The organism is Actinoallomurus sp. CA-142502 (assembly GCF_050936355.1).
Classification (GTDB): Bacteria; Actinomycetota; Actinomycetes; order Streptosporangiales; family Streptosporangiaceae; genus Actinoallomurus; species Actinoallomurus iriomotensis.
The window spans coordinates 1,502,305-1,528,083 of sequence record NZ_JBNJMY010000001.1 but is presented as its reverse complement, the minus strand read 5'-3'; the positions used below and the strand labels follow the sequence as shown (position 1 = coordinate 1,528,083).

Sequence of the window (25,779 nt, the reverse complement as noted above, 5' to 3'; positions counted from 1 at the left end):
ACGTGCGTCGGTTGACGGAATCCGTCAACCGACGGGACCCGGGCCGGTGGCCGAACGCACCGTCTGACGTCATGGCGACCATCACCAGAATCCAGCCCCGTGCCCTCGTCCGTGCCTCTGGAGGCCCCCGCTATGCCGTCGCCCTGGCCGTGGACGCGCTCGGCACCGGCCTGCTGCGGCCCTTTCTGCTGCTCTACGGCGTGACGGCGCTGAGGCTGTCCGCGCCGGTCACCGGCACCGCCATGACGGTCGGCATCGTCATGGGCCTGGTGTGCATGCCCGCGGTGGGCCGCTGGCTGGACCGGGGCGCGCGCAGCACGGTCGTGGCGGCGTCGATGCTGGTGCGGACGCTGGGCGTGGCGCTCCTGCTGGCCGCCCCGGCGGGGCACGTCTGGCCGTTCGCGGCGGCGGCGCTCTTCCTCGGCATCGGCAACCAGGCATGGCCGGCCGCCCACGCGGCTCTCGTGGCCACGGTGGCCCACGGCCGGGAACGCGACGCCGCTCTCGCCGGAGGCCGCGCCCTGCGCAACGCCGGCCTGGGCGCGGGTGCGCTCCTCGCCACCGCCTGCCTGACGGGCGGCACATCCGCGCTGCAGGCGCTGGCGGCCGTCACCGGGCTCGCCTATCTCGCCGCGGCGGCCCTGGCGTGGTCGGTCCACCTCCGTGCGCGGCCGGCCGCCGCCCCGGCCGAGGGCACGGACGCCGGGCCGGCACCTCGGATGGGCGTGCTGCCGGCCGCCAACGTGATCTACGTCTTCTGCCTCAACGTCCCCGAGGTCGCGCTCCCGCTGGTCCTGGTGACACGGATGCACGCGTCCCCGGTGTGGCCGGCGGCCATCTTCGTGGCCAACACGGTGCTGGTGGTCACCCTGCAGGTACCGGTCACCGTCCTGACGTCCCGCTTCTCCCGGCGGGCCGTGCTGGCTCTCTCCGGCGTGGTGCTCACCGCGTCCTACCTCGGCTTCCTCGCGGCCACCTCACTGGGACACGGCTGGGGTGCGCCGGCCGTCGCCGCGGTGTCCGTGGTCTGCACCATCGGCGAGATCATCTATGCCGGCAGCGCCACCGCGCTCGTCACCGCCCTCGCCCCGGCCCATGTCCTGGGACGCGCCCTCGCCCGCTTCCAGCTCTCCACCGGTTTCGGCCTCGCCGTCTCCCCGGCGGTCATCACCGCTCTCGCACCACACGGCTCGGCCGTCCTCTGGGGCGGCCTCGCCGCTGCGACGCTCCTCTCCGCCTCCGCCGTCGCCGCCGAGAAGGATTGAGGAACGCGAAGAGGAGGCCCCCGGGCCTGCCCGGGAGCCTCCTCTCGTACGGGTTACCTGGTCCGCGCCCCCGCCTGCCCGCTCTGGGTGGCGGCGGGCGGCGTCGGGTCACCGAGCTGCGAGACGTGCACGGTGTCGGCCTTCGGCAGGGTGCCGTTCAGGAAGTAGGCGTCGAAGTAGGAGTCGACGCCCCCGGGACGCAGGTCGCCGCGGTGGACGATGCAGTGCGTACGGTCGCCGTCCTGGACCACCAGGTGCGAGCCGCGAAGGACCTTGTGCAGCTCCAGCGCGCCCGCGTACGGCGTGGCGGCGTCGTCGGTGGCCTGGAACATCAGGATGTTGCTCGGCAGGTTCTTGCTCTGGCCGACCTTGACCGGGGTGCCGGCCTTGGCGCCCCAGAACAGGCACGGCGCGTTGAACCAGACGTTGCTCCAGGTCAGGAACGGGTTGGTCCGGTTGACGCGGACGGCGTCGGCGTGCCACTTGTTCCAGCTCGTCGGCCACTGGGTGTCGCTGCACTGGACGGCGTTGTAGACGGCGAAGGTGTTGTCGTCGCTGCCGCCCGTCGTCGGGGCGCCGAACGTCCCGGCGAAGGTCGCGACGTCACCGGCCTTGTAGGCCGACAGCGCCGCCGCGTAGCTGTTCCAGACCGCCTGGCTGCGGCGGTAGGCCGCGTTCTGGATGTTGTCCACCAGCTCGTCCTCGCCGACCGCGACGGTGTTGCCGCCGGAGGTGTACGTCAGCGGGTGCGCGGCCAGCTTGTCCTGGAGCGCGTAGTAATAGCTGCGGACGGCGGCCTGGGTGGTGCCCAGGTGGTAGGTGGAGTCGTACTTGGCGATCCAGCCGAAGTAGTAGTCCATGTTCTTGTTGAACGCGACGTCCTGGGTGAGCTGGGCGTCGTACCAGACGTTCTTGGGGGTGACGTTGCCGTCGAGGACCATGCGGCCGACGTTCTGCCCGAAGACGGTGGCGTAGACCTGGCCGAGGTAGGTGCCGTAGGAGGCGCCGTAGTAGTCGAGCTTCTGGTGGCCCAGCGCCTGGCGGATCGTGTCCATGTCGTGGACGGAGTCGATCGTCTTGATGTGGTCGAGCAGGTCGACCTTGGCGCCGCGGCCGAACTTGCGCGCGCACGCGTCGGCGTAGTTCTTGGACTTCTCCAGCCAGGTGGCGTCGTCCTGGCGGCCGCCCGTGCCGTACTCCGGCCGCGGGGCGTTGCTGTAGTCGACGTCGCAGGTCAGCTTGGGCGTGCTGAACCCGACGCCGCGCGGGTCGAAGCCGATGACGTTGTACGCCGCCTGCATCGGGGCGGAGTTGCGCGCGTAGACGCTCGCGCCGAACAGGGCGCCCTCACCGCCCGGGCCACCCGGGTTGACCAGGATGTCGCCCTTGGCCGCGCCCGAGCCCTGGTGCGGCAGCCGGGTCAGCTCAAGAGTGATCTTCTGTCCGTCCGGGTGCGCGTAGTCCAGCGGAACCTGGAGCTCGGCGCACTGGATGATCTTCGATACCTGGACGGGGCCGAGGCTGTCGTAGGCCTTGGCGCCGTTCAGGATGTCCGCCTGGCAGGTATGCCACGCGAGGCTCGCCGGATGGAACGCCCCCGACGTTCCCGTGGTCGCGGACGCGCTTGTGGCGCCGAGACCGAGGCCGGTGAGGCCCAGCCCGGCCGTCGCGGCCACGGCAAGAAGCTTCTTCACGAAACCCCCTTACAGGTCGGGCTACGTTTCGCCCGAAATGATGAACAAGGGGTGATTGTCGCGAGACCCCATGGTCGACTGAAGATGGCGGCACAGATGGTTGCCGAATCGTGACAAATAACCCAAGCCGGTACAGCACCGTCGAGAGTCGTAATTTCGCATCAGATCGTACATAGCCCCCGCCGAGTATCAGTAACCCCAGAAACGCACCCAGGCACGGAGACAACCGGCGTTATCGCAGGACTCGCGTTCGGCGGGGCCCATCGGCAAGAAGATCACCGACGACGTTTCCGCAATGTTTCCCAGCACGGTGCCGCGACGCGGTGACGCCGTAGCGCGGCGCGGTCACGCTCACGGCCGTGAGGATCGCGATAGTCACTGAGTCGTTCCTGCCCCACGTCAACGGCGTGACCAACTCCGTCTGCCGGGTCCTGGAGCACCTGACCCGCCGCGGGCACGAGGCGCTCGTAGTGGCGCCGGGCCCGGGTCCGGACGGCCACGACGACCGGCTGCGGCTGACAGCCGGGGTTCCCCTTCCCTTCTACCGTTCGTTCGTCGTCGGGCTGCCCAGCCGGCACGTGACGCCGACACTGCGCGACTTCCGGCCCGACGTCGTGCATCTCGCCTCGCCGCTCATGCTCGGCACCTCCGGGGTGGCGGCCGCCCGCCGGCTCGGCGTGCCGACGGTGGCGGTGTTCCAGACCGACCTCGTCGGCTTCGCCCGCCGGTACGGCCTGCGCGGTGCCGACTCGCTGGTGTGGGCCTGGCTCCGGCACATCTACGAGCGGACCGACCGTACGCTGGCGCCGTCCCGGCCGACACTGGACGAGCTACGCAAGCGCGGCTTCCCCCGGCTCGCGCTGTGGGCCCGCGGAGTCGACGACGAGCGCTTCCATCCCCGGCACCGGTCCGCGGAGCTGCGCGAGCGCCTGGCACCCGGCGGTGAGGTGCTCGTCGGATACGTCGGGCGGCTCGCCACCGAGAAACGGCCGTGGATGCTCGCCCACCTGGCCGGCCTGCCGGGCGTACGCCTCGTCGTGGTCGGGGACGGCCCGGCCCGGCGACGGCTGGAGCGGCTGCTGCCCGAGGCGATCTTCACCGGTTTCCGTACCGGCCAGGAGCTGTCGGAGCTGGTCGCGTCCCTGGACGTGTTCGTGCACACCGGTGCGGACGAGACCTTCGGCCAGGCGGTGCAGGAGGGACTCGCCGCGGGGCTGCCGGTCGTCGCGCCCGCCTCGGGCGGCCCGCTGGACCTCGTACGGCCGGGCCACAACGGCCTCCTGTACCCGCCCGACGATCCGGCCGCGATGCGCGCCGCCGTCGCGGCGCTGGCGTCCGATCCCGGCATGCGGACCCGGATGGGCGGCCACGCGCGGCTGTCCGTGCACGGCCGCGGCTGGGCCGGCATCTGCGACGAGCTCATCGGCCACTACCAGGCCGTCCTCGGAGCGACGCCGGCGGAGCACGCGGCCTGAGTCCGATGAGACGGGTCCTCGTAGGCGTCACGTACGGTGGCATCGCGCTCAGCGTCGCGTTGATGGCGCTCGTCGGGGCCTGCCGCTTTCCGTCGGCGGTGCCGGCCATGGACGGCGACGGCGTCTTCCCGCGCCTGACCTGGCCGTACACCTCCGACGTGTGGGCCACCGCCCTGCTGTGGGCGGCGATGATCAGCGGGTTCTCCGGTGTCGTCGCGGGGCTGGCGGCGGGGCGCGGCGGTCCCCGGCCCCGTGGTCTGGTGGCCGGCGGCCTGCTGGCGGTCGGCGTCCTGGTCGCCGCGCCGCCGATGGGCACGACCGACACGATGGACTACGCCGTGTACGGGCGGATGGCGGTCCTCGGCCACGACCCGCACGTCATGACGCCGCGGGAGTTCCGCGCGACGGGCGACCGGGTGGGCGCGCTGGCGCCGGAGCCGTGGCAGGACACGCCGTCGGTGTACGGGCCGCTGGCGACGGGCACCGAATGGGCCGCGGCGACGCTGTCGGGCGGCTCGGCGACCGCGACGGTGTTCTGGCTGAAGGTCTGGAACGCCCTGGCCTTCCTGGCCGCGGCGCTGGCGCTCGCCCGGCTCGCGGGCCCCGGCTCCCGGGCCCGCGTGCACCTGCTGTGGACGCTGAACCCGCTGCTGCTCTGGGCGCTGATCGGCGGCGCCCACGTCGACGGGCTCGCGGCCGGACTGGCGGTGACCGGGCTGGCGGTGGCCGGCCCGTCGGTGTGCCGGAGCCTCTGGCGGAGCGGGACGGCGGGCGTGCTGCTCGGCGCCGCCGGTGCGGTCAAGGCGCCGTACCTGCTGCTCGGCGCGGTGGCGGTCTGGTCGCTGCGCCGGTCGCCGCGGGCGCTCGTCGCGCTCGGCGTGGGCGCGGCGACCGTCCTCGCCGCGTCGTACGCGATCGCCGGGGGCGCCGGGATCGTCGCGCTGGCGCACCGTGGCCGGTCGCCGTCCTGGAACACTCCCTGGCAGTTGCTCGTGCCGGTCCTCGGCCGGCTCCCGTCCTGGCTGCCGTTGGCCGCGGTCGTGCTCGCGGCCGTGGTGGCGGCCCGGCTCCTGCGCGACCGCACGCGCGGCCCGGTCTGGCTGGGACCGGCGCTGGCGGTCTGCACGGCCTGGGTGGTGACGACGCCGGTCTACTACCCGTGGTACGAGGCGTTGGTGCTGCCGCTGGTGGCCCTGGCGCCCGCGAGCCGGCTGGACTGGGTGCAGCTCACCCGCGCGCTGGTCGCCACGGTCGGCTGCCTGCCGGGGTTGGCGGTGCGGTTCGGCGGCACATGGCTGCGCACCGGGCCCCTGCCGTACGTGGTGCCCGGTGCGCTGCTGTTGCTGCTGATGGTGCTGCTTCTTCTCCGTCCGGCCGCGCTCAGGCGGAGATCTGGACCGGAGTGCCGAGCGGCAGCATCTTCGCCAGCTTCGTGATCATCGCGTTGCTGATGCGCACGCACCCGTGGCTGACCGAGGTGCCCAGCAGCTTCGGCTGGTTGGTGCCGTGGATGCCGATGACCGGGTCGTGGCCGTTGAACTGGGTGAGCGCGGTCGACTGCCCGGACAGCCCGTACGCGTACGGGCCGTAGTCGCCGTTCGGGTTCGGCGGCTGGAGCAGTTCGGTGAGGTAGTAGGCGCCGCCGGGCGTCGGAGTGTCGGACTTGCCGATCGCCGCCGGCGTGCTGATCAGCATCTTCTTGCCCCGGTAGAGCTTCAGCCGGTGGCCCGACTGGAGCACCTGGAGCCAGTAGTCGGTCTTGGCGGTGCGGACCTCGCGCGTGGTGATCCAGCCGGTGCTGCCGTTCGGCTGCACCGGGAGGAAGACGTGCAGCCATCCGGGCTTGCTGTCCATCACGAGGAACACGCGGGGTGCGCCGTCGGGGTTCGGGCTCTGCAGCTTGATGCTCGGCGACGGGTCGCCGGCCTCCTTGTAGATGTCGACCGTCGCGTTCCGCGCGGTGGCGATCGTGCTGGGGCCGTTCCCGAAGTCGTACGACGCCGTGCTCGGCTTGGCCGCGGGGGCGTCCCCGGCCGGCTTGCCGCTCGCCGCCTTGTGATCGGAACCGCCGCAGCCGGCCAGGGTGAGGCTCAGCGCGGCGCCGGCCGCGACGGCGGCCGCTCGCGTTCCCGGGCTGATTGACATCGGTCCTGCTCCTCGATGACGTCGGTGAGACGGCCGGCCCGGGAACACGGACGCTCCCGGGCCGGCCTTTTCGATCTTCGTCAGCCGGTGAACTGGGGCTGGGCCTTCACGGGAGTCGCGGGACGCGCCTCACCGCTCGGCGGGGTGACCGGCTTGGGGGCCTCGCTGGTCCTGCTCGGCTTCGGGGTCGGCTTGGGCTTCTCCGACGGCGGAGCCGTGGGCTTGGTGCCCTTGCAGTGCTGCGTGAGCAGGCCGATCGCACCGTGCCGCTGCCAGACCGGCATGGTCCGCTGGTCGGGACGGTAGGCGGTGACGATCACCTTGGCGGCATGCGTCGCGAGCACGACGGTGCCGCGGGCGGGCACGCTGATCTTGCCCTGGCTGTGGCCGCCCTTGTTGTCGGCCCACGTGGCGGGCACGGCGCCCCAGCCGTTGGGGTTGCTCAGCAGCCAGAGGGCCTGGCCGTCCTTGCCGCAGAGCGAGCGGAGCCGCAGAGCGGGGTCACGGTCGCTGCACGCCCAGGCGGGAGCGGCGGCCATCGTGGTGACGGCGACGGCCGCGGCGGCTCCGGCCAGGGTCAGACTCGCCTTCTTCAGGCGCATGGGGAATTCCTCCTGCTGAGGAGTGGTCATTGACACGCCATGAGACGGAAACATCATTGGCGCATCGGGCACACTATCGCCCACAAGACGCTTATGCCGCTTTAGTAACAAGCCTTTACCCTCCGGTCATATTGCCGTCTGTCGCAACACTTACCCCATCGACCTCTTTGTCCGCTTCGCTGCTCCGCAGGAGCCGCCGACCTCCCGCCCTGAGGACGAAAGATGGCGAGATGGGATACTTGGCGGCGCCATGATCTCTTTGCATGATTCCTCCGCCCGGGGCTTCAACAGCGACAACTGCGCCGGCGTCCACCCGGAGGTCCTCGCCGCGATCGGCGTGGCCAACGGCGGTCACCAGCCCTCGTACGGCGGTGACGTGTACACCGCACGGCTGCGCGAGATGTTCAAGGAACGTTTCGGCGAGCGGGCCGAGGCGTACCCGGTCTTCAACGGCACGGGCGCCAACGTGATCGGCCTGCGGGCGCTGACCGACCCCTGGTCTGCGGTGATCTGTGCCGAGACCGCCCACATCCACCTCGACGAGGGCGGCGCGCCGGAGAAGGTGGCCGGGCTGAAGCTGCTGCCGGTGCCGGCCCCCGACGGCAAGCTGACCCCGGAACTGATCGACCGGCAGGCCCACGGGCAGGGCGACGAGCACCGCGCCCAGCCACGCGTCGTCTCCCTCACCCAGCGCACCGAACTCGGCACGGTCTACACGGCCGAGGAGATCACCGAGATCTGCGCGCACGCCCACGAACTCGGCATGCTCGTGCACGTCGACGGCACCCGGCTCGCGAACGCCGCCGCAGCCCTCGACCTGCCCTTCCGCGCCCTCACCACCGACGCGGGCGTGGACATGCTGTCATTCGGCGGCACCAAGAACGGCCTGCTGTACGGGGAGGTCGTCGTGGCGCTCTCCCCCGAGGCCGCCCCGGGAATGCCCTACCTCCGCAAGGCCGCGATGCAGCTGTCCTCGAAGATGCGGTTCGTCTCCGCCCAGTTCATCGCGCTGCTGGAGGACGACCTGTGGCTCCGCAGCGCCGGGCACGCCAACGCGATGGCCGCCCGGCTGTACGCGGCCGTACGCGACCTGCCGGGCGTCGTGGTCCCGCGCGTGCCGCAGGCGAACGCGGTCTTCGCCCGGCTGGACCCGCGGGTCGCCGAGCGCCTGGGCGAGCGGTACCGCTTCGGGCTGTGGGACCCGGCGACCGGCGAGGTCCGCTGGGTGTGCTCCTTCGACACGACCGAGGACGACGTCGACGTCTTCGCCGCCGCCCTCACCGCGGAACTCCGGGACTGACAGATCACCGCGTCCCAGTGGATCGACGCCGTCGCTTCTCCCTACCTGCCACCACATCTCCTCCAGGCGGCCGTGCCTTCTGACGCGCGTCAGGCGGCCTTCGTCGGTCTCAGGCCGCCTGCCCCCGGTGGGTTCCACAGGCGCCGGCGGCGGTACCGCGGCGTCCACGCGAGCCGGTTGACCGCCCGTACGGGCGCGGGCAGGTGAGAGAGGAACCGGCGACGGTCGGCGCGCGGGATCCCGTCGATGATCCACGGCACGTACGCCGCGGCGCCCTTCACGCCCTGGCGGCGGGCCATCGCGCGCCCGAACTCCTTCCAGTCGGCGGGCGTCATCACCTCCTGGATCAGCGGCAGCGCCTCGTCCTCCTCGTGTTCGAGGTGCCGGTCGAGCACGGCCGCGAGCGTCTCGACGCGCTGGGCCAGGTCGGCGGCGTTCGCCGCCAGCGCGCGGCCGAGCCCCTCCAGCAGCGGATCGAGGCGCGCGTGCTCGGCCTCCATGTCGGCCAGCAGCGCCAGCGCGCCGGGCCGGTCCTTGACCAGTTCGGTGAGGCGGGGCCACAGCCACTCGTCCTCGACGGTGTGGTGGACATGGAGCTGGGCCGTGAAGTTGTCCCAGCCCGCCCGCACCTGGGGTGTGGCGGCCCGCCCGTCGGCGACCGCGGCCTCCAGGCGCGCGAGGTCACGGCGGAACGCGTCGTGCGTGACGTACATCATCGTGAAATCGATCTGGTCGGTCATCGGATCCCCTGCGGTTCGTCTTCGGTGAGTGGAAGGCCGTGCGGGTTGGCGGACGGCTCGCGTACGCGCCGGAGGGCCAGGCAGGCGAGCACCCCCGCGAGGAGCACGCCCGCGGCGACGAGCATCGTGGGCCGCATCGCCTCGACGAACCCGTGCCCGAACACCTGTCCGGCGACGGCCTCGACGCGATGGGCCAGGTCCGCCGGTCCGCCGGCGGGCGGCTTCACGCCGCTCTGACCGCCCGCCTCCAGGTGGCGGCCCGCCTGGTCGAAGCCACGGACGAACGGGCCCCGGGCGGACGGCGGGAGCTCGGCGGCGCGCTCGTGTGCCTGTTCCCGCAGCGCGGTGGCGAGGCGCGCCTGGAGCACCGCGCCGACGACGGCCCCGGCGAGCACCGACCCGACCTGCCGCAGCGCGTTGTTGACGCCGGAGGCCGCGCCGGACAGCTCGGCCGGTACGTTGCGCATGACCTCCGAGGCCATCGGCGTGAACGTGCAGCCGGCGCCCAGCCCGGTGAGGAACAGCGGCGCCAGGACGTCGGCGCCGCTCCCGCCGGCGTCCGCGACCACGGCCACCCACACCAGCCCGCCCGCGAACGCCGTCATGCCGGTCATCAGCAGGTAACTCGCGCCGAGCCGCTCGGACAGCACACCGGCCGGCCCCGCGCTGACGACCGACCCGCCGGCCAGGGCCAGCATCACGAGCCCGGCCCGCTGCGCGCTGAAGCCGAGTACCGACTGCAGGTAGATGGTCAGCGGCAGGGACAGCCCCACGACGCCGAACGACACCGCGATGCCGACGCCGTTGACGACCGTGAAGCCGCGGTCGCGGAACAGGGAGAAGGGGACCAGTGGCTCGCCGTCCTGCCGGCCGCGCTGGTGGACCAGGAACCCGGCCAGGAGCAGGGCGGACGCGGCGATCGTCGCCCAGATCCCGGCGTTCCAGTCGTACTTCTCGCCCTCGATCAGCCCGAACGCCAGGCAGAACAGCGACGCGGAGGCGAGCAGCACGCCGGGCACGTCGAAGCGGTGCCGTACCGTACGCCGTGCTCCGGGCAGGACCAGCAGTCCCGCGACGATCACGACCACGCCCACCGGCACGTTGACGAAGAAGATCCACCGCCAGTCGAGGCGGCTGACCAGCAGCCCGCCGACGCTCGGCCCGGCCGCCCCGGACAGGCCCGCGGTGGCACCCCAGATGCCGAGCGCCGCTCCGCGCCTCCCGGCCGGGAACACCTCGACGATCATCGACAGCGTCTGCGGGAGCAACATCGCCGCCCCGACGCCCTGCACCGCGCGGAAGGCGATCAGCTCGCCCGGCCCCTGGGAGAGGCCGCAGGCCAGGCTCGCCAGGGTGAAGACGGCGACGCCGGACAGGTAGAGGGTCCGCTTGCCCCGCAGATCACCGAGGCGCCCGGCGGTGATCAGCAGCACCGCCAGCGCCAGCGCGTACGCGTTGACCACCCAGAGGATCTGGTCCAGTGACGCGCCCAGCCGGTCGACCATGTCCGGGATCGCGATGTTGACGATCGTCAGGTCCAGCAGCGTCATGAAGAATCCGAGCGCCAGCACCGCCAGGATCGCCCATGGATTCCCCCGCCATCTGTTCATCGGGTTCCTCTTTCTCGAGACTCCGAAGCACAAGAGAGCCCGAGGGCGGGAGAGTGTGACGTCTCCGGGCGTGACACGAGTCACGTGGCCCCGGATGTCACACTTCAGGGGTCGGAATGCCTCTCAGGTGGGTGAGTGCACAGGAGGCGCGAGCATGAACCGACCTTCAGGCGAGGCGAATCGGCCCGAGACGGCTCCGGGGGACGCCGCGACCGAAATGTTCGTGGACCATCGCGAGCTGCTGTTCTCCATCGTCTACAACATGCTCGGCACCGTCGCCGATACCGAGGACGTGCTGCAGGAGACGTGGCTGGCATGGTCGGGCGCCTGGCCCTCCCCGTCGATCACCAGCCCGCGGGCGTACCTCGTGCGCATCGCGGTGAACCAGGCGCTGGCCCGGCAGGCGACGATCAACCGCCGCCGGGAGAGTTATGTCGGCCCCTGGCTGCCCGATCCGCTGGTCACCGACACCGCGGAGGACGCCTCGGAACAGACCGTACGGGGCGAGTCGGTCTCCATGGCGATGCTCGTGGTGCTGGAGACGCTGACGCCGCTGGAGCGGGCGGTATTCGTGCTGCACGAGGTGTTCGGGTACGCCCACCCCGAGATCGCGGAGATCCTGGACCGGTCACCGTCCGCGGTACGGCAGCTCGCCCACCGCGCCCGCTCGCACGTCCAGGCCCGCCGCCCGCGCTACCAGGCGGACCCGCGGGTGCAGCGGCAGGTGACCGAACGCTTCGTGGCCGCGGCGTTCGGCGGCGACATCGGCGCCCTGCTGGAACTCCTCGCGCCGGACGTGACGATGTGGACCGACGGCGGCGGAAAGACGGGCGGCCTCCGCCCGGTCAAGGGCCGGGACAAGGTCGCCCGCCTCATCACGAACGTGACGTCGCGCCTGCCCGAGGACCTGGCCGTCCGCTACCGCACCGTGAACGGCGACCCGTCCGCGGTGGTCTTCAACGAACACTCCCCGTTCGCCGTGATGGTCCTCGACCTGACCCCGGGCGATGACCGGGTCCGCGGCATCTACGGCGTAACGAACCCGGACAAACTGGCACACATCGACGAAGACTGAGACTCAGTGACTCAGGCGCCGGCGGGCGGCGGCGCGGAGGCGGCGATCGCCCGCGCCCGTCCGACCATGTCGGTCGCCCATGCGCCGGTCTGCTGCGCCGCCGGGAACTGCACGGTGTGATACAGCCCGCCGGGGCCCGTGACGGTGATCGTGACGAACCCGGCGTAGCGCTTCTCCTTCATGAGAAGGAAGAGCAATCCGAGCAGGCAGAAGATGAAGAAGAGGATGGCCAGCACGATCGCGACCGCCGGAATGCCCTCGGTCACCTGCGTGGAGTCCTGCACGGTCCACGTGGTCCCGTGGACGGGAAACCGCCCCTGAGGCACGATGACAGAAGTCGGGGTGACGGAAATGTCACCGATCGACAGCAGCACAGGTTCGTTGTCCGGCGGCGGCATCATGCCCGGCGGCGGAGGAGGGTAGCCCATAAGGCATACAGTACGGCCTACCGCACTCCGGACTCGCGCCTTTGAGCGGCCACGTTGGGCATTTCTGTCATCTCGCGGCCACGGAGCGGTAGACGAGCCGCGCCGCGAGCGTTCCGATGGGGCGGGAGAAACGCCATCAGGACAACCGGTCAAATGGCGAACGTGATACACGGCGCCAACGTGGTCGTCGCGGGCTTGTTCTCGGCCAGGCGCAAGGACCATGTCGAGGCGATGGACGAGCTGGAGGCCGAGGTGACCCGGTTCGGCGGGCTGGTGACGGCCCGCTTCGTCCAACGCCGGGGCGTCTCGGAAAAGGCCGCGTCCGGGGCGGAGCGGAGAACATGGATCGCCCCTACTCGTCACGGACCCTCATGAGCACCGGCAAGATCCGCGAGATCGCCGACGCGTGCGTACGGACCGATGCCACGGCGGTCGTCTTCCATAACGATCTGACCGATCGTCAGCGTAGGGCGCTCTCCGAGATATTCGGGAGCGCGGTCCTCACCATTCGCGAGCTCAAGGAGGAACGACGCGCGAATGGTTGAGAAGCCGGCCACTAATGGCCGTCGAGGCGGTGCCCGTCAGCCCGGTGGCACCGCCCCGACGGAGCTCCGATGCGGTCAGGCGCGGGACTTGTCCTGCTTCCATGACAGCGGGCCCGGCAGGTCGTACCGCTGCCTGCGCGACCTCGAGTTCCATGACCAGCGACCGAGCTTGATGGTCCAGGAGGAGAGACCGTTCTCGGTGAAATTGAAGACCAGAGGGCCGAATTTCTTACGCTTACGGAACATCAGACCCATTGCTGTGCTCCTTTCCTTAGGTTCAGGCGACTCGACGATGCCCCGTATATGGCCCCCCAAACTTCCCGATCCCACCGAGGGCGGCGAACCGCGCTAGGCCGCATGGATTCCCCATAATGGGCAATGGTGAGGAGATGCCTGAGGTTGGTCGCGCATCGACACCCAGGGTCGGGCTGCTCTATCCGACTCGCGACTGCGGCGAGGACGATTTCGTACGCATGGCGGCCCTGCTGGATCCGTCGATCATGGTGGAGTTCTCCTACGTCGAGTGGGGCGCGGACGTCTCCGACATCGCCGAGATGGGCGCCCTGGAGAAGCTGAACGCGGTACGCGAGCTCGGCGAGCCTGACCGGCTCGCCGTGGCGGCGGCCGGGTTGACCGGGTTCGCTCCCCACGTGGTGGCGTTGGCCTGCAGCAGCTGTAGCTTCCTGCAGGGCCTCGACGGCGCCCGGAAGCAGGCCGCGGACCTGGCCGCACTGATGGGAGCGCCGGCGACAAGCACGTCCCTCGCGTTCGTCGCGGCGGCGCGAGCGATGGGGCTCTCCCGGGTGGGACTCGCGTCGGTGTACGGCGAGGAGGTGACGAGCGCCTTCGCCGAGTTCCTGGCCGACGCGGGCATCACCACGACGCATCACGTCGCCATGGACGCGCCGTCGGACCGCGCGCTGGCCTCGTGGGACCGGCATCGGATCGCCGACCTGACCGAACGCGGCGACGACCCGGACGCCGAGGCCGTCCTCGTGCCGGAGACCGCCCTGCACACGGCGGACCTCGTCCCCGGCCTGGAGCGACGCCTCGGAAAACCGGTCCTGACCGCGACCCAGGTGACCATCTGGCACGCCCTCGCCGCGGCCGGCCACCCGGCGAGGGGAGACCGCGCGGGCGCGCTCTTCGCACGCGCCCGGTGATAGCACGGGTCCGCTCATCCCTGGGCGGCGTCCTCCACGGTGGGGACGAGCGGAGAGAGCAGGGAGTCCGCGTGCTCGGTGACCGTACCGCGCACCAGGCGGAAGACCCGGAACGCGTTCGGGTGCTCCGCGTCCTCGTCGTCCCAGACGTACAGCAGGCCGAACGAACCCGGGGCGATCTCGCCGACCCGCCGGAAGAGGTCGATGATCCGTGATCCCCACTCGCCCCGGTGGTTGGGCACGCCGGCGACGTGCAGGAACGGGAAACCGTTCAGCCAGCGCAGGTCGAGCAGGCCGTACTCGTCCAGCTCCGCGAGAAGCCGGCGGACGTCCTCCACCCGCGAACGCAGCCGCCTCTCATCGTCGTCGAGACCGGCCGTCTCCCGGATGTTCACCCACCCGTGGTACTCGAACATCGGCCAAGGCTAGTGGCCGGAGGTCTCCGGCTCCCGGAGCTCCTCTTCGGCGGGCTCCGGGCCGCCGGCGTCCAGGCGTCTCCGGGTCCGCCGGCGGCGGAAAGCCAGGCCCGCGGCGATCATCGCGCAGAGAACGAGGAGGAGCAGGAGCGTCCAGGAGACGTTCCAGGCGTGCGTCGTGGTCCTGACGGCGGCGAGCGGGGCGATCGAGCCCGCCGCGTCGGCGAGCAGCGGAGTGACGGTGACCGTTCCCGTCAGTCTCAGCGCGGGCGCCACTCCCCGTACCGGCACCGAGACCTTCCAGGTTTCGCCCGGGAGCAGCTGAGGCGAGTCGCCGATCCCGCCCGCGCGAACGCCCGGGCCGCCGAGGGGACCGGACACCGAGACCGCCTGCCGGGCGGTGAGGATCGCGTTGCCCGTGTTGTGGATCGTGTACGTGACGGTCGTCTCGCCCTTCCCGAACGGGTTGAGCGTGCCCGAGTAGCGCACGTGCGGCCGCTCCACCGACAGGCTCGGCTTGAGCGGTCCGCCCACGCGGAGCCGGATCCGGATCCCGACGCGCCGGTCCACCTTCGCCGAGTCCGCCGTCCCGGCCCGCGTCAGCGACGTGACGATGCCGCCCATGTGATCGCCGGGCGCGGCGTCGTCCGGAAGCGCGACCGTGAACGGCACCTGGACCGACTCACCGGGCCGGATCGTGAGCTCGGGACGGTCCGGGTGGACCCACGCACCCACCCCCGTCGACTTCGCGCCCTTGGTGACCAGGTCGAACCGGCCCGCCTTGGTGGTGAACCCGTCGGCGGCGTACACGGTCAGGCGCAGCGGCGTGGTGCCGTGGTTGGTGACCACGAGGCCGTCCTGGAGCCGCCCGCCCGGGTCGAGGGTGTAGCGGTAGTTCGGCCGGTCCGACCCGAAGTCGCCGGCCGCCGTGCCGACCGTCCAGGGGACGTCTCCGTCCGCCGCGACGGCGGGGCCGGCCCCCGCTCCGAGGAGTCCGAGCGCGGCGAGCAGCGTCACGACGGCCGCCCGGGCGAGGGCTCCGGCCGCTGAGGTCGTACGCGGTCTGGGCAGGTGCATCTGATGATCCTCGGACGGTCTGCGGAACGGCGGGACGAAAAAAGTGCGATGGGGCGGGCACCCGCCGGCGCCCACCCCGACCGGTAAGGCGGACCGGGATCAGCTCAGCGAGGTGAGCGTGACGCCCTTCGACTCACCGTCGCTCTGCTGCACCCAGGCGGGCTTGCCCGGAGTTCCCGGCTTACCCGGGGTTTCGGGCTTACCCGGCTTGCCGGGCTTGTCGCTGAACGGACGGATCACCACCTTGTCGACGAGGGAGCCGACCGGCTTGGCCGCGCTCGCCCCGCTGTCCGGGCCGCACCAGGACACCTTGCCCAGCTCGACCGCGGCGTTCGGGCCGGCGCAGGTGCCGCTGCGGATGTCCTGGACGACGAGCTTGTTGTCGCGCACCTCGACCTTCACGTAGGTACGGACGTGCTCCTGGTTCTCGACCGAGTTGGCCCAGTGGTTCTTGGGGTTCAGCGGGTCGGGACCGTAGTTCGGGTCCTTGGTGGTGTCCGGAGCGGTGAGGTCGTAGTACTTCGAACCCGACGCGGAGTTGGCCGTCACGTAGATGACGCCGCCCGGCCCCTGGGCCACCTGCGCGGCGCCGGGCCGCTCGTTCGCGTTCGCCTTCTTCCCGTTCTTGATCACGTAGCTGCGGGAGTAGCTGTGGTCGTGACCCTGCAGGACCAGGTCGACGCCCAGCTTGGAGAACGCGGTCGGGAAGTCCTGACGGCGCTGCTGGTTGTCGGTGTCGTTCGCGTGGTCGGCCGGTGAGTAGATCGAGTGGTGGTAGACGAGCACCGTGTACTTGGCCTTGGCGCCGTGCGCCTTGATGACGTCGCTGACGTAGCTGAGGTGCGCCGCGTCGGAACCGTTGGCGTAGGCGTTGCTGTTCAGGTCGATGAACAGGACGCCCTTGTACGTGTACCAGTAGTCGCCGCCCGACTGGGTGGCCGCGTTGCCGGCGTAGAACGGCGCGGAGCGGTCGGTGTTCGGCGTCCAGAAGTGCTGTTCGTACGACTTGCCGCCGACGTCGTGGTTGCCGATGGTGGCGGCCCACGGGTACTGGCGCAGCTTGTCGGGCGCGAGGAACGCGTTCCACTGGGTCTCGGTGTTGGCGCTCTCGACCTGGTCACCGCCGGAGACCAGCAGTTCGGCCTTCGGGTTGGCAGCGAGGGAGACGTTCACGGTGTCCAGCCATCCGGCACCGTCCTTCGCCGTGTCGCCGGACGAGCCGATCTGCGGGTCGCCGTAGAACAGGAAGTCGAAGTCGCCCTTGAAGTCCCGGGTCTTGAAGGAGTACGCCGGCGACCAGTCGCCCTCGGAGCCGACGCGGTAGGAGTAGGCGGTGTTCTTCTTCAGGTTGTCGATTGTGGCGTGGCCGTTGTAGCCGCCGTTGACGCTGTTCGCGGCGACCGTGGCCGGGAAGGTCACGGCGTTCTTGGGGAACCGGCCCTTGGCGACCTTGGAGGTCGGTGCGACCTGCACCACCTGCGCGGTGCCGGCCGAGGTGTACCAGGAGACGACGCGCTGCGACTCGGTGGCGCCGACGCTGAGGACGATGCCGGTGGTCGTCGTACCGCTGTCCGCGCCGGCCGCGGTCGTCAGGCCGCTGCCGAGCACCGCGGTGACGCCGATGACCGCCGCGGTGGCCCCCATGGCCACCCGGCGCCGAATCGACCCGGGGCCCTCTGTCCAGTTTTGGAAGTTCATAGGGTTCCGTCCCTTTTGGGAGAGGTAAAAGCTCGGTCAAGCTCTCGCAATGCGTTGACCAGGAGATGAACGGCGAGGAGGTGAACGGTGGCGCACGCCGGAAGTTGTGACGTGATCTTTCAGAGAACTCGCTGGAAGAACCACACGAGGCCCATGACGGACACCCCGGTGGCGATCGCGCCGGTCGTCCACAGCCCCGCCACCGGCCGGCGGTGGCGCAGCAGACCCAGCAGCGGGAAGACGACGATGATGATCGCCAGCTGAACGACCTCGATGCCCACGTTGAACACCAGCAGTGACCACAGCAGCGTCCACGACCAGGCCTGCTCGATGCCCAGCGCCGAGGCGAAGCCGAGCCCGTGCACGAGCCCGAAGCAGAAGACGACCGCGAGCCGCGTCCAGCCCGCGGTGTCCAGGCTGAGGTGACCGTGACCGGTGGTCTCGAGGTCCACGGCATGCGATCGGCGTCGCCAGATCCGCCACAGATGCCAGCCCGCGACGACCGCGATCGACAGGGCGATGACCGGCTCGACGAACGACGCGGGCACCCGTACGAGACCGAGGGCGGCGAAGACGAAGGTCACCGAGTGGGCCAGCGTGAACGTCGTCGCCGCCAGTACGATCTCGCGCAGACGGCGTGACCCCGCGATGAGCGCCAGCAGGAACAGGATGTGGTCGATCCCGGTGAGCAGGTGCTCGGCCCCCAGCCGGAAGAACTCCCAGAACCGCTCGGCCCACGACTGCCGCGTGGAGAACGTCGGATGCCGCGCGTCGAGGGCGGCGCTTCCCGACCGCAGGTCCAGGTCGTACGTGACGATCGTCTTGGTGCCGCGTACGTAGCCCTCGGAGTCCGGGAACAGCCCGCTGCGCACCTCGTGCGCGTCCGCGGCCTCCGGGCAGCGGTAGTCGAGCACCAGCAGCGCGTACGGGACGCCCTCACGCTGCTCGACCCGGAAGCCGCCGTTCCGGGCCGGGGCGCAGGCCCTCCCCTCGGCCGTGACGCCGAAGTGCCGGGTCACGTACGCGACGACCGAGCCGGCGTGGGCGTCGAGCGCCGCCGCCTGCCCCGCCCGGTCACCGGACCTGAACGCCGCGTCGCCCGCCCGGAAGAGCGGATCGTCCTTCTGGTAGTCGGCGGCGGAGACGACGAGCAGGTCGTACTCCAGCCCGATCGCGGCGCGGACGTGCCCGGTGGCGGGCGCGGTGAGATCGACGTACGCGGTGGAACTGAACCCGTGGGCGAAGGCGGGCAGGGCGCTGAGCAGGACGGCCACGGCGGCCACGGCCACGGCGGCGGCGACAGCACAGGCACGACGCCGGGCGGCGTGGGACATGTGACTCCTCGTTGGTTGCGAGACGCAATCTGCTCGGCACGGATGAACGGCCGGCGGCCCGCAGGCGAACCGATGAGGAACCACACCCGGCGGAGGTGGCCTCGCTCCTCGAAAACCGCAAGTCATGGGGTAGGAAGTAGGCCCACCCGTGACCCCGCCGGAGGCCGATCCCCCATGCGCTTTCGACGTCTGCGCGCCGCCGCGCTGGCCGCGGCCGCGGCGACCGCCGTACTGGCCGGCGGGTGCGGTTCCGGCGACGACTGGTCCCGGCCGCACGCGAGGCCCACTCCCATCGGCACCCTCGGCCCGGGCTTCTCCGACCCGGCCAGGTCACCCGCCCCGGAGTCGACGATCACACCGCGCGCCGGCTCGTGGGACGCCGCCCGCCCGTCGAAGGGCTACCGCGTGGTGCTGCTCACCGCGGGCCAGGACGCCCAGACCAGGACGCTGACGGACGCCGTACGGAAGTGGGCGAAGGAGGAGCACGTCAGCCTGAAGACCGTCACGGCCGCCAAGCCGGACCAGTACGTCCCGTCCATCAGCAGGGCGATGAACCTGGCGCCCGACCTCATCGTCAGCGCCGGCAACGACCTCGTCGACGCCCTCGCCACGGTCACCCCCAACCACCTCGACCGGAAGTTCCTGGTGATCGGCGCGGAACTGGCCGAACCCACGGCGAACGTGACGGCCGCCGACTGGACCGGCGCGTCGTTCCGCGGCGAGGGCCTCGGCATGTCCTCGAACTACGACCCCGCCACCTTCACCCCCGCCCGCGCCGGGCACGCCCTACGCGCCGGGGTCGCGGCCGTGCTGAACGGCCTGACCGGCATCGTGATCTGGATCGGCTGACCGCGTCGCGGCGGCCAGGTGACAGGCGGCTAGGTGACAGGCGGCTAGGTGACAGCCGCGGCCATTCGTCCTTCAAGGTAGGCGTGCACGGCGGAGACCACCACCGATCCTTCTCCGACGGCGGAGGCGACCCGTTTGACCGAGCCGGCGCGGACGTCACCCACGGCGAACAGACCCTCGACGGAGGTCGCGAAGGCTTCTCGGGTCATCACGAAGCCCTTGTCGTCGAGTTCGACGCCCACGTCGTGCAGCCATGTGGTGCGTGGGACCGCGCCGATCATCAAGAACACTCCACCCGCCTCGATCCGGACGTCCTGCCCGCTTCGCCCGTCTCGCCAGGTGAGCTCGGTGAGACGGTCCTCACCCGCGACGGAGGTCAGCTGTGACCGGGGGTGGACGGTGATCCGTTCATGGTGGGTGAGCCGCTGGGCCAGGTAGCTCGACATCGTCTCGGAGAGGTCGTCGCGGCGAATGAGCACGTGTACCTGGTCGGCCTGCTGGGTGAGGAACAGCGCGGCCTGGCCGGCCGAATTGCCGCCTCCGACCACCACGGCATTCCGGCCGACACATGCCCGCGCCTCGAGTTCGGTCGCGGCATAGTGGACGCCGCGACCTTCGAACTCGGTGACACCCGGGGTGCTCTCCAGCCGGCGGTATCGGACGCCACTCGCGATGACGACGGCCCGGGCCGTGACGTCGCTCTGGTCGTCGAGCCGGACCCGGAATCCGTCCGGGCTCCGCGACAACTCGGTCACGGAGCGGGGCGAGACCAGCCGTGCGCCGAACTTGACCGCCTGCAACATCGCCAGCCGGGCGAGCTCGCTGCCGGCGACTCCGCGCGGGAATCCGAGGTAGTTCTCGATCCGCGAGGAGGTGCCGGCCTGCCCTCCCAGGGCGACATCTTCGACGATGACGACGTCAAGTCCTTCGGAGGCTCCGTAGACGGCGGCGGCCAAGCCCGCCGGTCCGGCGCCCACGATCAGCAGATCGCAACGCGCCTGGTCGGAGAGCCCGCAGAGGTCGAGACCGATGGCGGTGGCCAGATCGCGAGTCGTCGGCTCGGTCAGGATTCGCCGTCGGCCGGTCACCACGGCGGTCCCCTTCTCCGGGAGCGCGCACTGCCCGGCGACCTCGGCCCAGGCGGACGGGTCCGAGCGCAGCACCGTCCGATACGGGATGTGATTGCGCTCGGCGAACTCCCGCAGCCGGTGCAGGTCGGGATCGTCGTCGCCGGCGAGGACGAGGCCGCCCTCGCCGGCACGGGTCAGCAGACGTCGCCGCGCGTCGAACGCGGAGAGCAACACGTCACCCAGCTCGGCGGAGGTCGCCACGAGCCGGCTCAGATCCTCGACCCGCACCCGCAGCAGCGCGCTCTTCGCCATCGCGACACCCGCGAGGAAGGCCGGCTGCCCCATCAGCATGCCGAGTTCGCCGACGAAGTCGCCGGCTTCGACCACAAACACGACCCGGTCGTCTCTTCGATCCACGAGACGAACCTCACCGGCGAGTACGAGGTACAGGTCGTAGGCGTCGCCCGCGTCCCACAACACCTCACCGGGCTCGGGATGGATCACCTGTCCGACCGACTCCAGCAGCCTTCGGCCTTCTTCGTCGAACACAGGCCACGCCTGAGTATCGACGGCGTCCGCCCGGTGGGAGGAGTAGCGGGTCCGCTCGTCGGTCGCTGGAACGGCGCTCATTTGACTGCCTTCCGTTGGCCTGGCTTCCCCGGTGAGCAGCAGGCGATCCAGGATGCTATCCGGTACGCCACGGACGGGACCACCGCCTCGGCGACCGCCCGCCCTCGGCTCCCCCATGCGCGGGTGCCGAGGTGGCTAGTCTTCCTGGGGTGACGGAGACAGCTGAAGACCTGGCGCTGCCCGCCGCCCTGGCCGAGGTGGTCGAGGTCGGCTTCGAGTGGGAGTGGGACGAGGAGACCGACGAGTCCCGAGGGTGTGATTTCGAGCCGTACGCACGGCTGGAGGCACCCGAGAAGACCGCGTGGTGGTTCCGTCTGTGGACCGGCAACGAAGAGGCCGACGGCAGCGAGTTCCGCTTCTTCGGCGCCACCGGGGCGGGCGACTATGCCGGCTTCTGGCTGGTCCGGCCGGGTGCGCCTCTCACCGAGCAGCCGGTCGTCCACCTCGGTTCCGAGGGCGACCGGGGAGTGATCGCCCGCGACCTCGGCGACCTGCTGTGGCTGTTCGCGAACGGTTTCGGCCCCCTTGAGGCCTTCTCCGCCCCGGACGCCGAGGCGGAGCCGAACGAGGCGTTCCAGGCGATCGCCGAACGCCACGCGCCGGGGAGACGCCGTACGACCGCGGAGATCGTGGCAGCGGCACGCGCGGAGTTCCCGAACTTCTCGGAGTACATCGACGCGATGTGCCGCTGAGCGAAGGTCCGCGTGGCGAGATCCGTACGGGCGAGGCCGATGAGTTTCCGGGACGTGCCGGATCTGTACAGCTGACCCTGTTCTCGTCGACCGGAGTCAACGGTGTCCCTTCCTCCTTCCGCCGGCTGGTGCCTGACCGTGGTGTTCGCGTGCTCGGGCGGGTGGTTCCTGTACCAGTGCGTGCGCGCCACGGCGGGCGCCGCCGAGCGGATCTCGCTGTTCCTGCACGCGGTGATGTGCCTGGTGATGATCCCGATGGTCTGGCCGTGGGGAGCCCGGATCCCCCGTGGCCCGCAGGTCACGCTGCTGGGAGCGGGCGTCGTCTGGTTCGTCGTCTCGGCCGTACGTGAGCGGCGGATGACGCCCGCGATCAGGGACGCGCACCATGCGCTGATGGCGGCCATGATGGCCTGGATGGTGATCACGCCGATGCCCGTCCCCCGTGACGGGCCGGCACCCCGGATGAACGGCGGACACGCCGCGATGGCGCAGATGAGCGGCCCTACGCCGGCCGCCGTGACGCTGGCCGCGTACTGCCTCGTGGCGACGGTGGTCTGGCTCGCCGAGGCCGGCACCGCGACCGGCCCCCAGCCGCTCATACGCCGCCTGCCCTCGGCGGCCGGCCACGCGGCCATGAGCCTCGGCGCCGGCGTCCTGGCTCTGGCCATGTCATGACCGCGGCGAACGTCGCGGCCCCGCGCTCGTCAGTGCCTGACCCCTCTCGGTCGACATAGGCCCTCACCTGGGGATACGGCCCGCGATGACGCGGACACCCGCGGGTAGCGTGGTCAACGTGCGGATCGAGGACTACGCCCTCATCGGGGACACACGGTCAGCCGCCCTGGTCGGTCGCGACGGGTCGATCGACTGGCTCTGCCTTCCCCGGTTCGACTCTCCCTCGTGCTTCGCCAAGCTCCTCGGCGACGAGTCCAACGGGTTCTGGCGGTTGGCCCCCACCGGGCACGAGATGGCGGCGCGACGCGCGTACGCCGGCGACACGCTCATCCTCGAGACCGTATGGGAGACCCCTACGGGGACCGTCAAGGTCATCGACTTCATGCCTCCCCGGCAGGCCAACCCCCACCTGGTCCGGATCGTGGAGGGCGTGTCCGGGACCGTGGACATGACCGCGGAGATCAGCATCCGGTTCGACTACGGCGGGATCGTCCCCTGGGTCCGCCGCTTCGACGGCCGCCTTCACGCCATCGGCGGGCCCGACTCGGTCTGGATCGACGTCCCCCTCCACCTGGAGGACAGCGGTGACCGGCACACCGGCACCTTCATGATCGACGCAGGGCAACGCCAGGCGTTCGTGTTCACGTGGCACCCCTCGCACCAGCCGGAACCCGACCGCATCGATCCCGGCGAGCAGCTCACCGATACCAGACTGTTCTGGGAGGAATGGGTCTTCCGCTGCTGGCTCCCGAGCCGCTGCCGCGCCGCCGTGATGCGCTCCCTCATCACGCTCAAGGCCCTCACCTACAGCCCGACCGGCGGCATCGTGGCGGCTCCCACCACATCGCTGCCCGAGCATCTCGGCGGGGTCCGCAACTGGGACTACAGATTCTGCTGGCTGCGCGACGCCGCGATGACACTCGACGCCCTGACCGAATCCGGATACATCACCGAGGCGGGCGCCTGGCGTGACTGGCTGCTCCGCGCCATCGCGGGCCGCCCGGAGGATCTCCAGATCATGTACGGCGTGGCAGGAGAGAGGCGCCTGCCGGAGCAGACGCTCGACTGGCTACCCGGCTACGAGGGCTCCAGGCCGGTACGGATCGGCAACGACGCGGCCGGCCAGCTTCAGCTCGACGTCTACGGCGAGGTGCTCAACTGCTTCTACCGGGCCCATAAGCTGGGGATGCCGCCCTCCGACTACGCCTGGTCCATCGTCTGCAGACTGATGGACTTCATCGATCGCAGCTGGGACCAACCCGACGAGGGCCTGTGGGAGATCCGCGGCCCGCGACGGCACTTCGTCCACTCGAAGGTCATGGCGTGGGTGGCGGCCGACCGGGCCGTACGGATGGTCGGAAAGCTCGGCCACACCGGTCCCGTCGAACGCTGGCGTGCCATGCGAGACCGGATCCACGCCGAGGTCTGCGACAAGGGATTCGACCCCGAGCGCGGCACGTTCACCCAGTCGTACGGCTCGCGCGAGCTCGACGCGGCGCTGCTCCTCATCCCGATCGTCGGCTTCCTGCCGCCGAAAGACCCCCGGGTCACCGGCACGATCGACGCGATCAAACGCGAGCTGACGACCGACGGCTTCGTCCTGCGCTATCCGACCTCCGAGAGCAACGACATCGACGGGCTACCCGGAACCGAAGGCGTCTTCCTCGCCTGCAGCTTCTGGCTGGCCGAGGCGCTCGCCCTCGTCGGGCGCAAGCATGAGGCCATGGAGCTGTTCGAACGGCTGCTGGCCCTCACCAACGACGTGGGCCTGCTCGCCGAGGAGTACGACCCGGTCCAAAGGCGTCAGCTGGGCAACTTCCCTCAGGCGTTCACCCACATCAACCTGATCCACACGGCCCAGGCCCTCAGCTAACGCCGACCGAGGAACGGTCACCGGGTTGATCTTCACGCCACCGCAGCGAGGCGGGCTCGGCGGCGACAACGGCCATCGAGCCCGCCTGACCGAATTCACGAAGATCGAGGTCAGGAATTATTGCTCAGTCGGTCCAGGGGGTGAACCATTGGGCCTTGTTGATGACCGTGACGGATGCGCGCGCCGGGCCAGGTGAGTACAGCTGGTCGGTATAGGCCCAGCCCGCCACCGATGAGCCGAGACTTTTATAGCCATATGGATTCTGTCGAGTCACCCCCAGTATGGCCGTCTCGCCGGGGTTGACGTAGTACCTTGCCCAGTTCGTTTTACACGTCGGTGACCACATGAGCTGCAGTCCATTGATGTCGAAGACCGCGTATGCGAGATATGTGCATCCGGTCTCGTCCGGATCGGTGCCGTCGCATCCGTAGTTGCTACAGGTCACAGACGGAGCGACCGTCGTGGCGGCTGCGGAGGCGGGTCCGGCGGTAACGCCGAGGCCGAACAACGACAGCGGCACGGCGGGAACCAATGCGGCGATCGCCCGGGTGAGATGTTCCACGGTCTGCCCTCTCTGTACGTGGGCCCGTTCGCGGCATGTCCGCCGGGAACAGGCGAAGCACTAGGGACACTTCCACTCACCGCGTTGATCGGGAATCCTTGTTTCGATCCGAACGACAAAATCCGAACAAGGACGGACGCTGCATGGGACGCAGGCCGCAGCCAGTCGACGCAGAGGTAACGGAACTAGCGGAATTCGTTGCGGACCTAAGGGCGCTGCGAGCACAGGCCGGAAATCCGCCGTACCGTTCGATGGCGGTGAAGGCCCGGTACTCGGCGAGCACCCTCTCAGAGGCGGCATCGGGGCATCGGTTGGCGACCCTCCCGGTCGTGTTGGCCTATGTCGCCGCCTGTGGCGCCGGGACTCAGGCCGAGACATCACCAGCGGCTGATCGGAGCGAATCAACTCCGCTCGTCGACGTGCCGGCCACCTTGAGCCGCCTCGCCGAGATCCACCAGAACGATCGCAGAGGGCAGCGACCCTCAGGACACCGGCTGCGACAAGGGCGAGGGCATGACCGTCGCCTCGGCCAACCTCTACGCTCCCGACCGGTTCTTCGTCGGCTATATCTTGCTTCGTTACGCACCAGCCTGCGCGGCGATGTGGCCGCGCTTCCAACCGGCCGCGGGAATGGCGCAGCTGGACGGCGCCCAAGTCACCGTCTGGATCACGCGGCCGGCCGACGGGCGAGCCTCGCGGTACGACACCTTATCTCGGGGATTTCGTCTACGGGAACATGCTGCGCACCTCGTACGGCTGTCTCGAAGGCGCGGCGACCGTCACAGCGCCGCATCCCACCGCAGGGCCCACCGCCGCGCTGCCCGGGAAAGGCCGCATCTTCGCGCATGCCGAGACTCAGTG

At 70.5% G+C, this 25,779-nt stretch carries 25 protein-coding genes; 12 read left to right on the top strand and 13 right to left on the bottom strand.

What is annotated here, in order from left to right:
• Positions 1–71 precede the first annotated feature (71 nt).
• Complete coding sequence (locus ACQEV1_RS07450; protein ID WP_433392519.1) at positions 72–1,265, top strand: MFS transporter; 1,194 nt, start codon at positions 72–74, stop codon at positions 1,263–1,265.
• Between the two features lie 53 nt (positions 1,266–1,318).
• Here ACQEV1_RS07450 and ACQEV1_RS07445 read toward each other — a convergent pair whose 3' ends face one another.
• Positions 1,319–2,959, bottom strand: a complete 1,641-nt coding sequence (locus ACQEV1_RS07445) for an alpha/beta fold hydrolase (protein ID WP_433392517.1) — start codon at positions 2,957–2,959, stop codon at positions 1,319–1,321.
• 359 nt (positions 2,960–3,318) lie between these two features.
• On the opposite strand from ACQEV1_RS07445, the gene ACQEV1_RS07440 reads away from it, so the two are divergent.
• Entirely contained in the window at positions 3,319–4,434 is a 1,116-nt protein-coding gene (locus ACQEV1_RS07440; protein WP_285621903.1) for a glycosyltransferase family 4 protein, read from the top strand.
• A gap of 5 nt (positions 4,435–4,439) precedes the next feature.
• Entirely contained in the window at positions 4,440–5,870 is a 1,431-nt protein-coding gene (gene mptB, locus ACQEV1_RS07435) for a polyprenol phosphomannose-dependent alpha 1,6 mannosyltransferase MptB (RefSeq protein ID WP_433392514.1), read from the top strand.
• Here mptB and ACQEV1_RS07430 read toward each other — a convergent pair.
• Positions 5,815–6,579: a L,D-transpeptidase gene (locus ACQEV1_RS07430; protein ID WP_433392512.1), complete on the bottom strand. Its 765-nt coding sequence runs from the start codon at positions 6,577–6,579 to the stop codon at positions 5,815–5,817. The genes mptB and ACQEV1_RS07430 overlap by 56 nt on opposite strands.
• A gap of 80 nt (positions 6,580–6,659) precedes the next feature.
• On the bottom strand, positions 6,660–7,211 hold the full coding sequence (locus ACQEV1_RS07425; RefSeq protein ID WP_285621911.1) for a hypothetical protein: 552 nt from the start codon (positions 7,209–7,211) through the stop codon (positions 6,660–6,662).
• Positions 7,212–7,431: 220 nt separating this feature from the next.
• Here ACQEV1_RS07425 and ACQEV1_RS07420 point away from each other — a divergent pair, with 220 nt between their 5' ends.
• Complete coding sequence (locus ACQEV1_RS07420) at positions 7,432–8,481, top strand: threonine aldolase family protein (RefSeq protein WP_433392510.1); 1,050 nt, start codon at positions 7,432–7,434, stop codon at positions 8,479–8,481.
• An 89-nt stretch (positions 8,482–8,570) separates the two neighbouring features.
• Here ACQEV1_RS07420 and ACQEV1_RS07415 read toward each other — a convergent pair whose 3' ends face one another.
• Both ACQEV1_RS07415 and ACQEV1_RS07410 read right to left on the bottom strand, forming a co-directional pair.
• Positions 8,571–9,221 (bottom strand): hemerythrin domain-containing protein, encoded by a 651-nt coding sequence (locus ACQEV1_RS07415; protein ID WP_433392508.1) that lies wholly within the window; start codon positions 9,219–9,221, stop codon positions 8,571–8,573.
• Positions 9,218–10,831 (bottom strand): MFS transporter, encoded by a 1,614-nt coding sequence (locus ACQEV1_RS07410; protein WP_433392506.1) that lies wholly within the window; start codon positions 10,829–10,831, stop codon positions 9,218–9,220. The genes ACQEV1_RS07415 and ACQEV1_RS07410 overlap by 4 nt, the downstream gene beginning before the upstream one ends.
• 154 nt (positions 10,832–10,985) lie before the next feature.
• On the opposite strand from ACQEV1_RS07410, the gene sigJ reads away from it, so the two are divergent.
• The gene (sigJ, locus tag ACQEV1_RS07405) at positions 10,986–11,906 is read left to right on the top strand and encodes an RNA polymerase sigma factor SigJ (RefSeq protein WP_433392504.1); all 921 of its coding nucleotides are present in this window, start codon (positions 10,986–10,988) and stop codon (positions 11,904–11,906) included.
• 11 nt (positions 11,907–11,917) lie between these two features.
• Here the strand turns inward: sigJ and ACQEV1_RS07400 are convergent, their stop codons facing one another.
• Positions 11,918–12,280, bottom strand: a complete 363-nt coding sequence (locus ACQEV1_RS07400) for a hypothetical protein (RefSeq protein ID WP_285621921.1) — start codon at positions 12,278–12,280, stop codon at positions 11,918–11,920.
• 207 nt (positions 12,281–12,487) lie between these two features.
• Here ACQEV1_RS07400 and ACQEV1_RS07395 point away from each other — a divergent pair, with 207 nt between their 5' ends.
• Together ACQEV1_RS07395 and ACQEV1_RS07390 are read left to right on the top strand one after the other, a co-directional pair.
• A complete protein-coding gene (locus tag ACQEV1_RS07395) occupies positions 12,488–12,709 on the top strand; it encodes a hypothetical protein (RefSeq protein ID WP_433392502.1) in 222 nt (73 codons plus the stop codon).
• Positions 12,706–12,879: a hypothetical protein gene (locus ACQEV1_RS07390; RefSeq protein WP_433392500.1), complete on the top strand. Its 174-nt coding sequence runs from the start codon at positions 12,706–12,708 to the stop codon at positions 12,877–12,879. Before ACQEV1_RS07395 ends, ACQEV1_RS07390 begins: the two co-directional genes overlap by 4 nt.
• Positions 12,880–12,954: 75 nt before the next feature.
• Here ACQEV1_RS07390 and ACQEV1_RS07385 read toward each other — a convergent pair whose 3' ends face one another.
• The gene (locus tag ACQEV1_RS07385) at positions 12,955–13,134 is read right to left on the bottom strand and encodes a DUF4236 domain-containing protein (protein ID WP_285567245.1); all 180 of its coding nucleotides are present in this window, start codon (positions 13,132–13,134) and stop codon (positions 12,955–12,957) included.
• Positions 13,135–13,268: 134 nt separating this feature from the next.
• Here ACQEV1_RS07385 and ACQEV1_RS07380 point away from each other — a divergent pair, with 134 nt between their 5' ends.
• Positions 13,269–14,042, top strand: a complete 774-nt coding sequence (locus ACQEV1_RS07380) for a maleate cis-trans isomerase family protein (protein ID WP_433392497.1) — start codon at positions 13,269–13,271, stop codon at positions 14,040–14,042.
• A 14-nt stretch (positions 14,043–14,056) separates the two neighbouring features.
• On the opposite strand, the gene ACQEV1_RS07375 is transcribed toward ACQEV1_RS07380, so the two are convergent.
• The 4 genes from ACQEV1_RS07375 to ACQEV1_RS07360 form a co-directional block, all read right to left on the bottom strand.
• Positions 14,057–14,458 carry an Imm7 family immunity protein gene (locus ACQEV1_RS07375; protein WP_285621928.1) on the bottom strand — a complete coding sequence of 134 codons (402 nt, stop codon included), beginning with the start codon at positions 14,456–14,458 and terminating at the stop codon, positions 14,057–14,059.
• A gap of 9 nt (positions 14,459–14,467) precedes the next feature.
• Positions 14,468–15,535, bottom strand: coding sequence for a WxL protein peptidoglycan domain-containing protein (locus ACQEV1_RS07370; protein WP_433392495.1), 1,068 nt, complete (start codon positions 15,533–15,535; stop codon positions 14,468–14,470).
• 99 nt (positions 15,536–15,634) lie between these two features.
• A complete protein-coding gene (locus ACQEV1_RS07365) occupies positions 15,635–17,179 on the bottom strand; it encodes a fibronectin type III domain-containing protein (protein ID WP_433392493.1) in 1,545 nt (514 codons plus the stop codon).
• Between the two features lie 173 nt (positions 17,180–17,352).
• Positions 17,353–18,567: a HupE/UreJ family protein gene (locus ACQEV1_RS07360; protein WP_433392491.1), complete on the bottom strand. Its 1,215-nt coding sequence runs from the start codon at positions 18,565–18,567 to the stop codon at positions 17,353–17,355.
• Positions 18,568–18,741: 174 nt separating this feature from the next.
• Between ACQEV1_RS07360 and ACQEV1_RS07355 the strand changes: the two genes are divergently transcribed.
• Entirely contained in the window at positions 18,742–19,416 is a 675-nt protein-coding gene (locus ACQEV1_RS07355; protein ID WP_433392489.1) for a hypothetical protein, read from the top strand.
• Positions 19,417–19,460: 44 nt separating this feature from the next.
• On the opposite strand, the gene ACQEV1_RS07350 is transcribed toward ACQEV1_RS07355, so the two are convergent.
• Complete coding sequence (locus ACQEV1_RS07350) at positions 19,461–21,116, bottom strand: FAD-dependent oxidoreductase (protein ID WP_433392487.1); 1,656 nt, start codon at positions 21,114–21,116, stop codon at positions 19,461–19,463.
• 149 nt (positions 21,117–21,265) lie between these two features.
• Here ACQEV1_RS07350 and ACQEV1_RS07345 point away from each other — a divergent pair, with 149 nt between their 5' ends.
• The 3 genes from ACQEV1_RS07345 (at position 21,266) to ACQEV1_RS07335 (ending at position 24,356) form a co-directional block, all read left to right on the top strand.
• Positions 21,266–21,808: an SMI1/KNR4 family protein gene (locus ACQEV1_RS07345; protein ID WP_433392485.1), complete on the top strand. Its 543-nt coding sequence runs from the start codon at positions 21,266–21,268 to the stop codon at positions 21,806–21,808.
• A gap of 102 nt (positions 21,809–21,910) precedes the next feature.
• Complete coding sequence (locus ACQEV1_RS07340) at positions 21,911–22,483, top strand: DUF5134 domain-containing protein (protein WP_433392483.1); 573 nt, start codon at positions 21,911–21,913, stop codon at positions 22,481–22,483.
• Between the two features lie 85 nt (positions 22,484–22,568).
• Complete coding sequence (locus ACQEV1_RS07335) at positions 22,569–24,356, top strand: glycoside hydrolase family 15 protein (RefSeq protein ID WP_433392481.1); 1,788 nt, start codon at positions 22,569–22,571, stop codon at positions 24,354–24,356.
• A 124-nt stretch (positions 24,357–24,480) separates the two neighbouring features.
• On the opposite strand, the gene ACQEV1_RS07330 is transcribed toward ACQEV1_RS07335, so the two are convergent.
• The gene (locus tag ACQEV1_RS07330; protein ID WP_285621951.1) at positions 24,481–24,918 is read right to left on the bottom strand and encodes a DUF2690 domain-containing protein; all 438 of its coding nucleotides are present in this window, start codon (positions 24,916–24,918) and stop codon (positions 24,481–24,483) included.
• Positions 24,919–25,779: the final 861 nt, after the last annotated feature.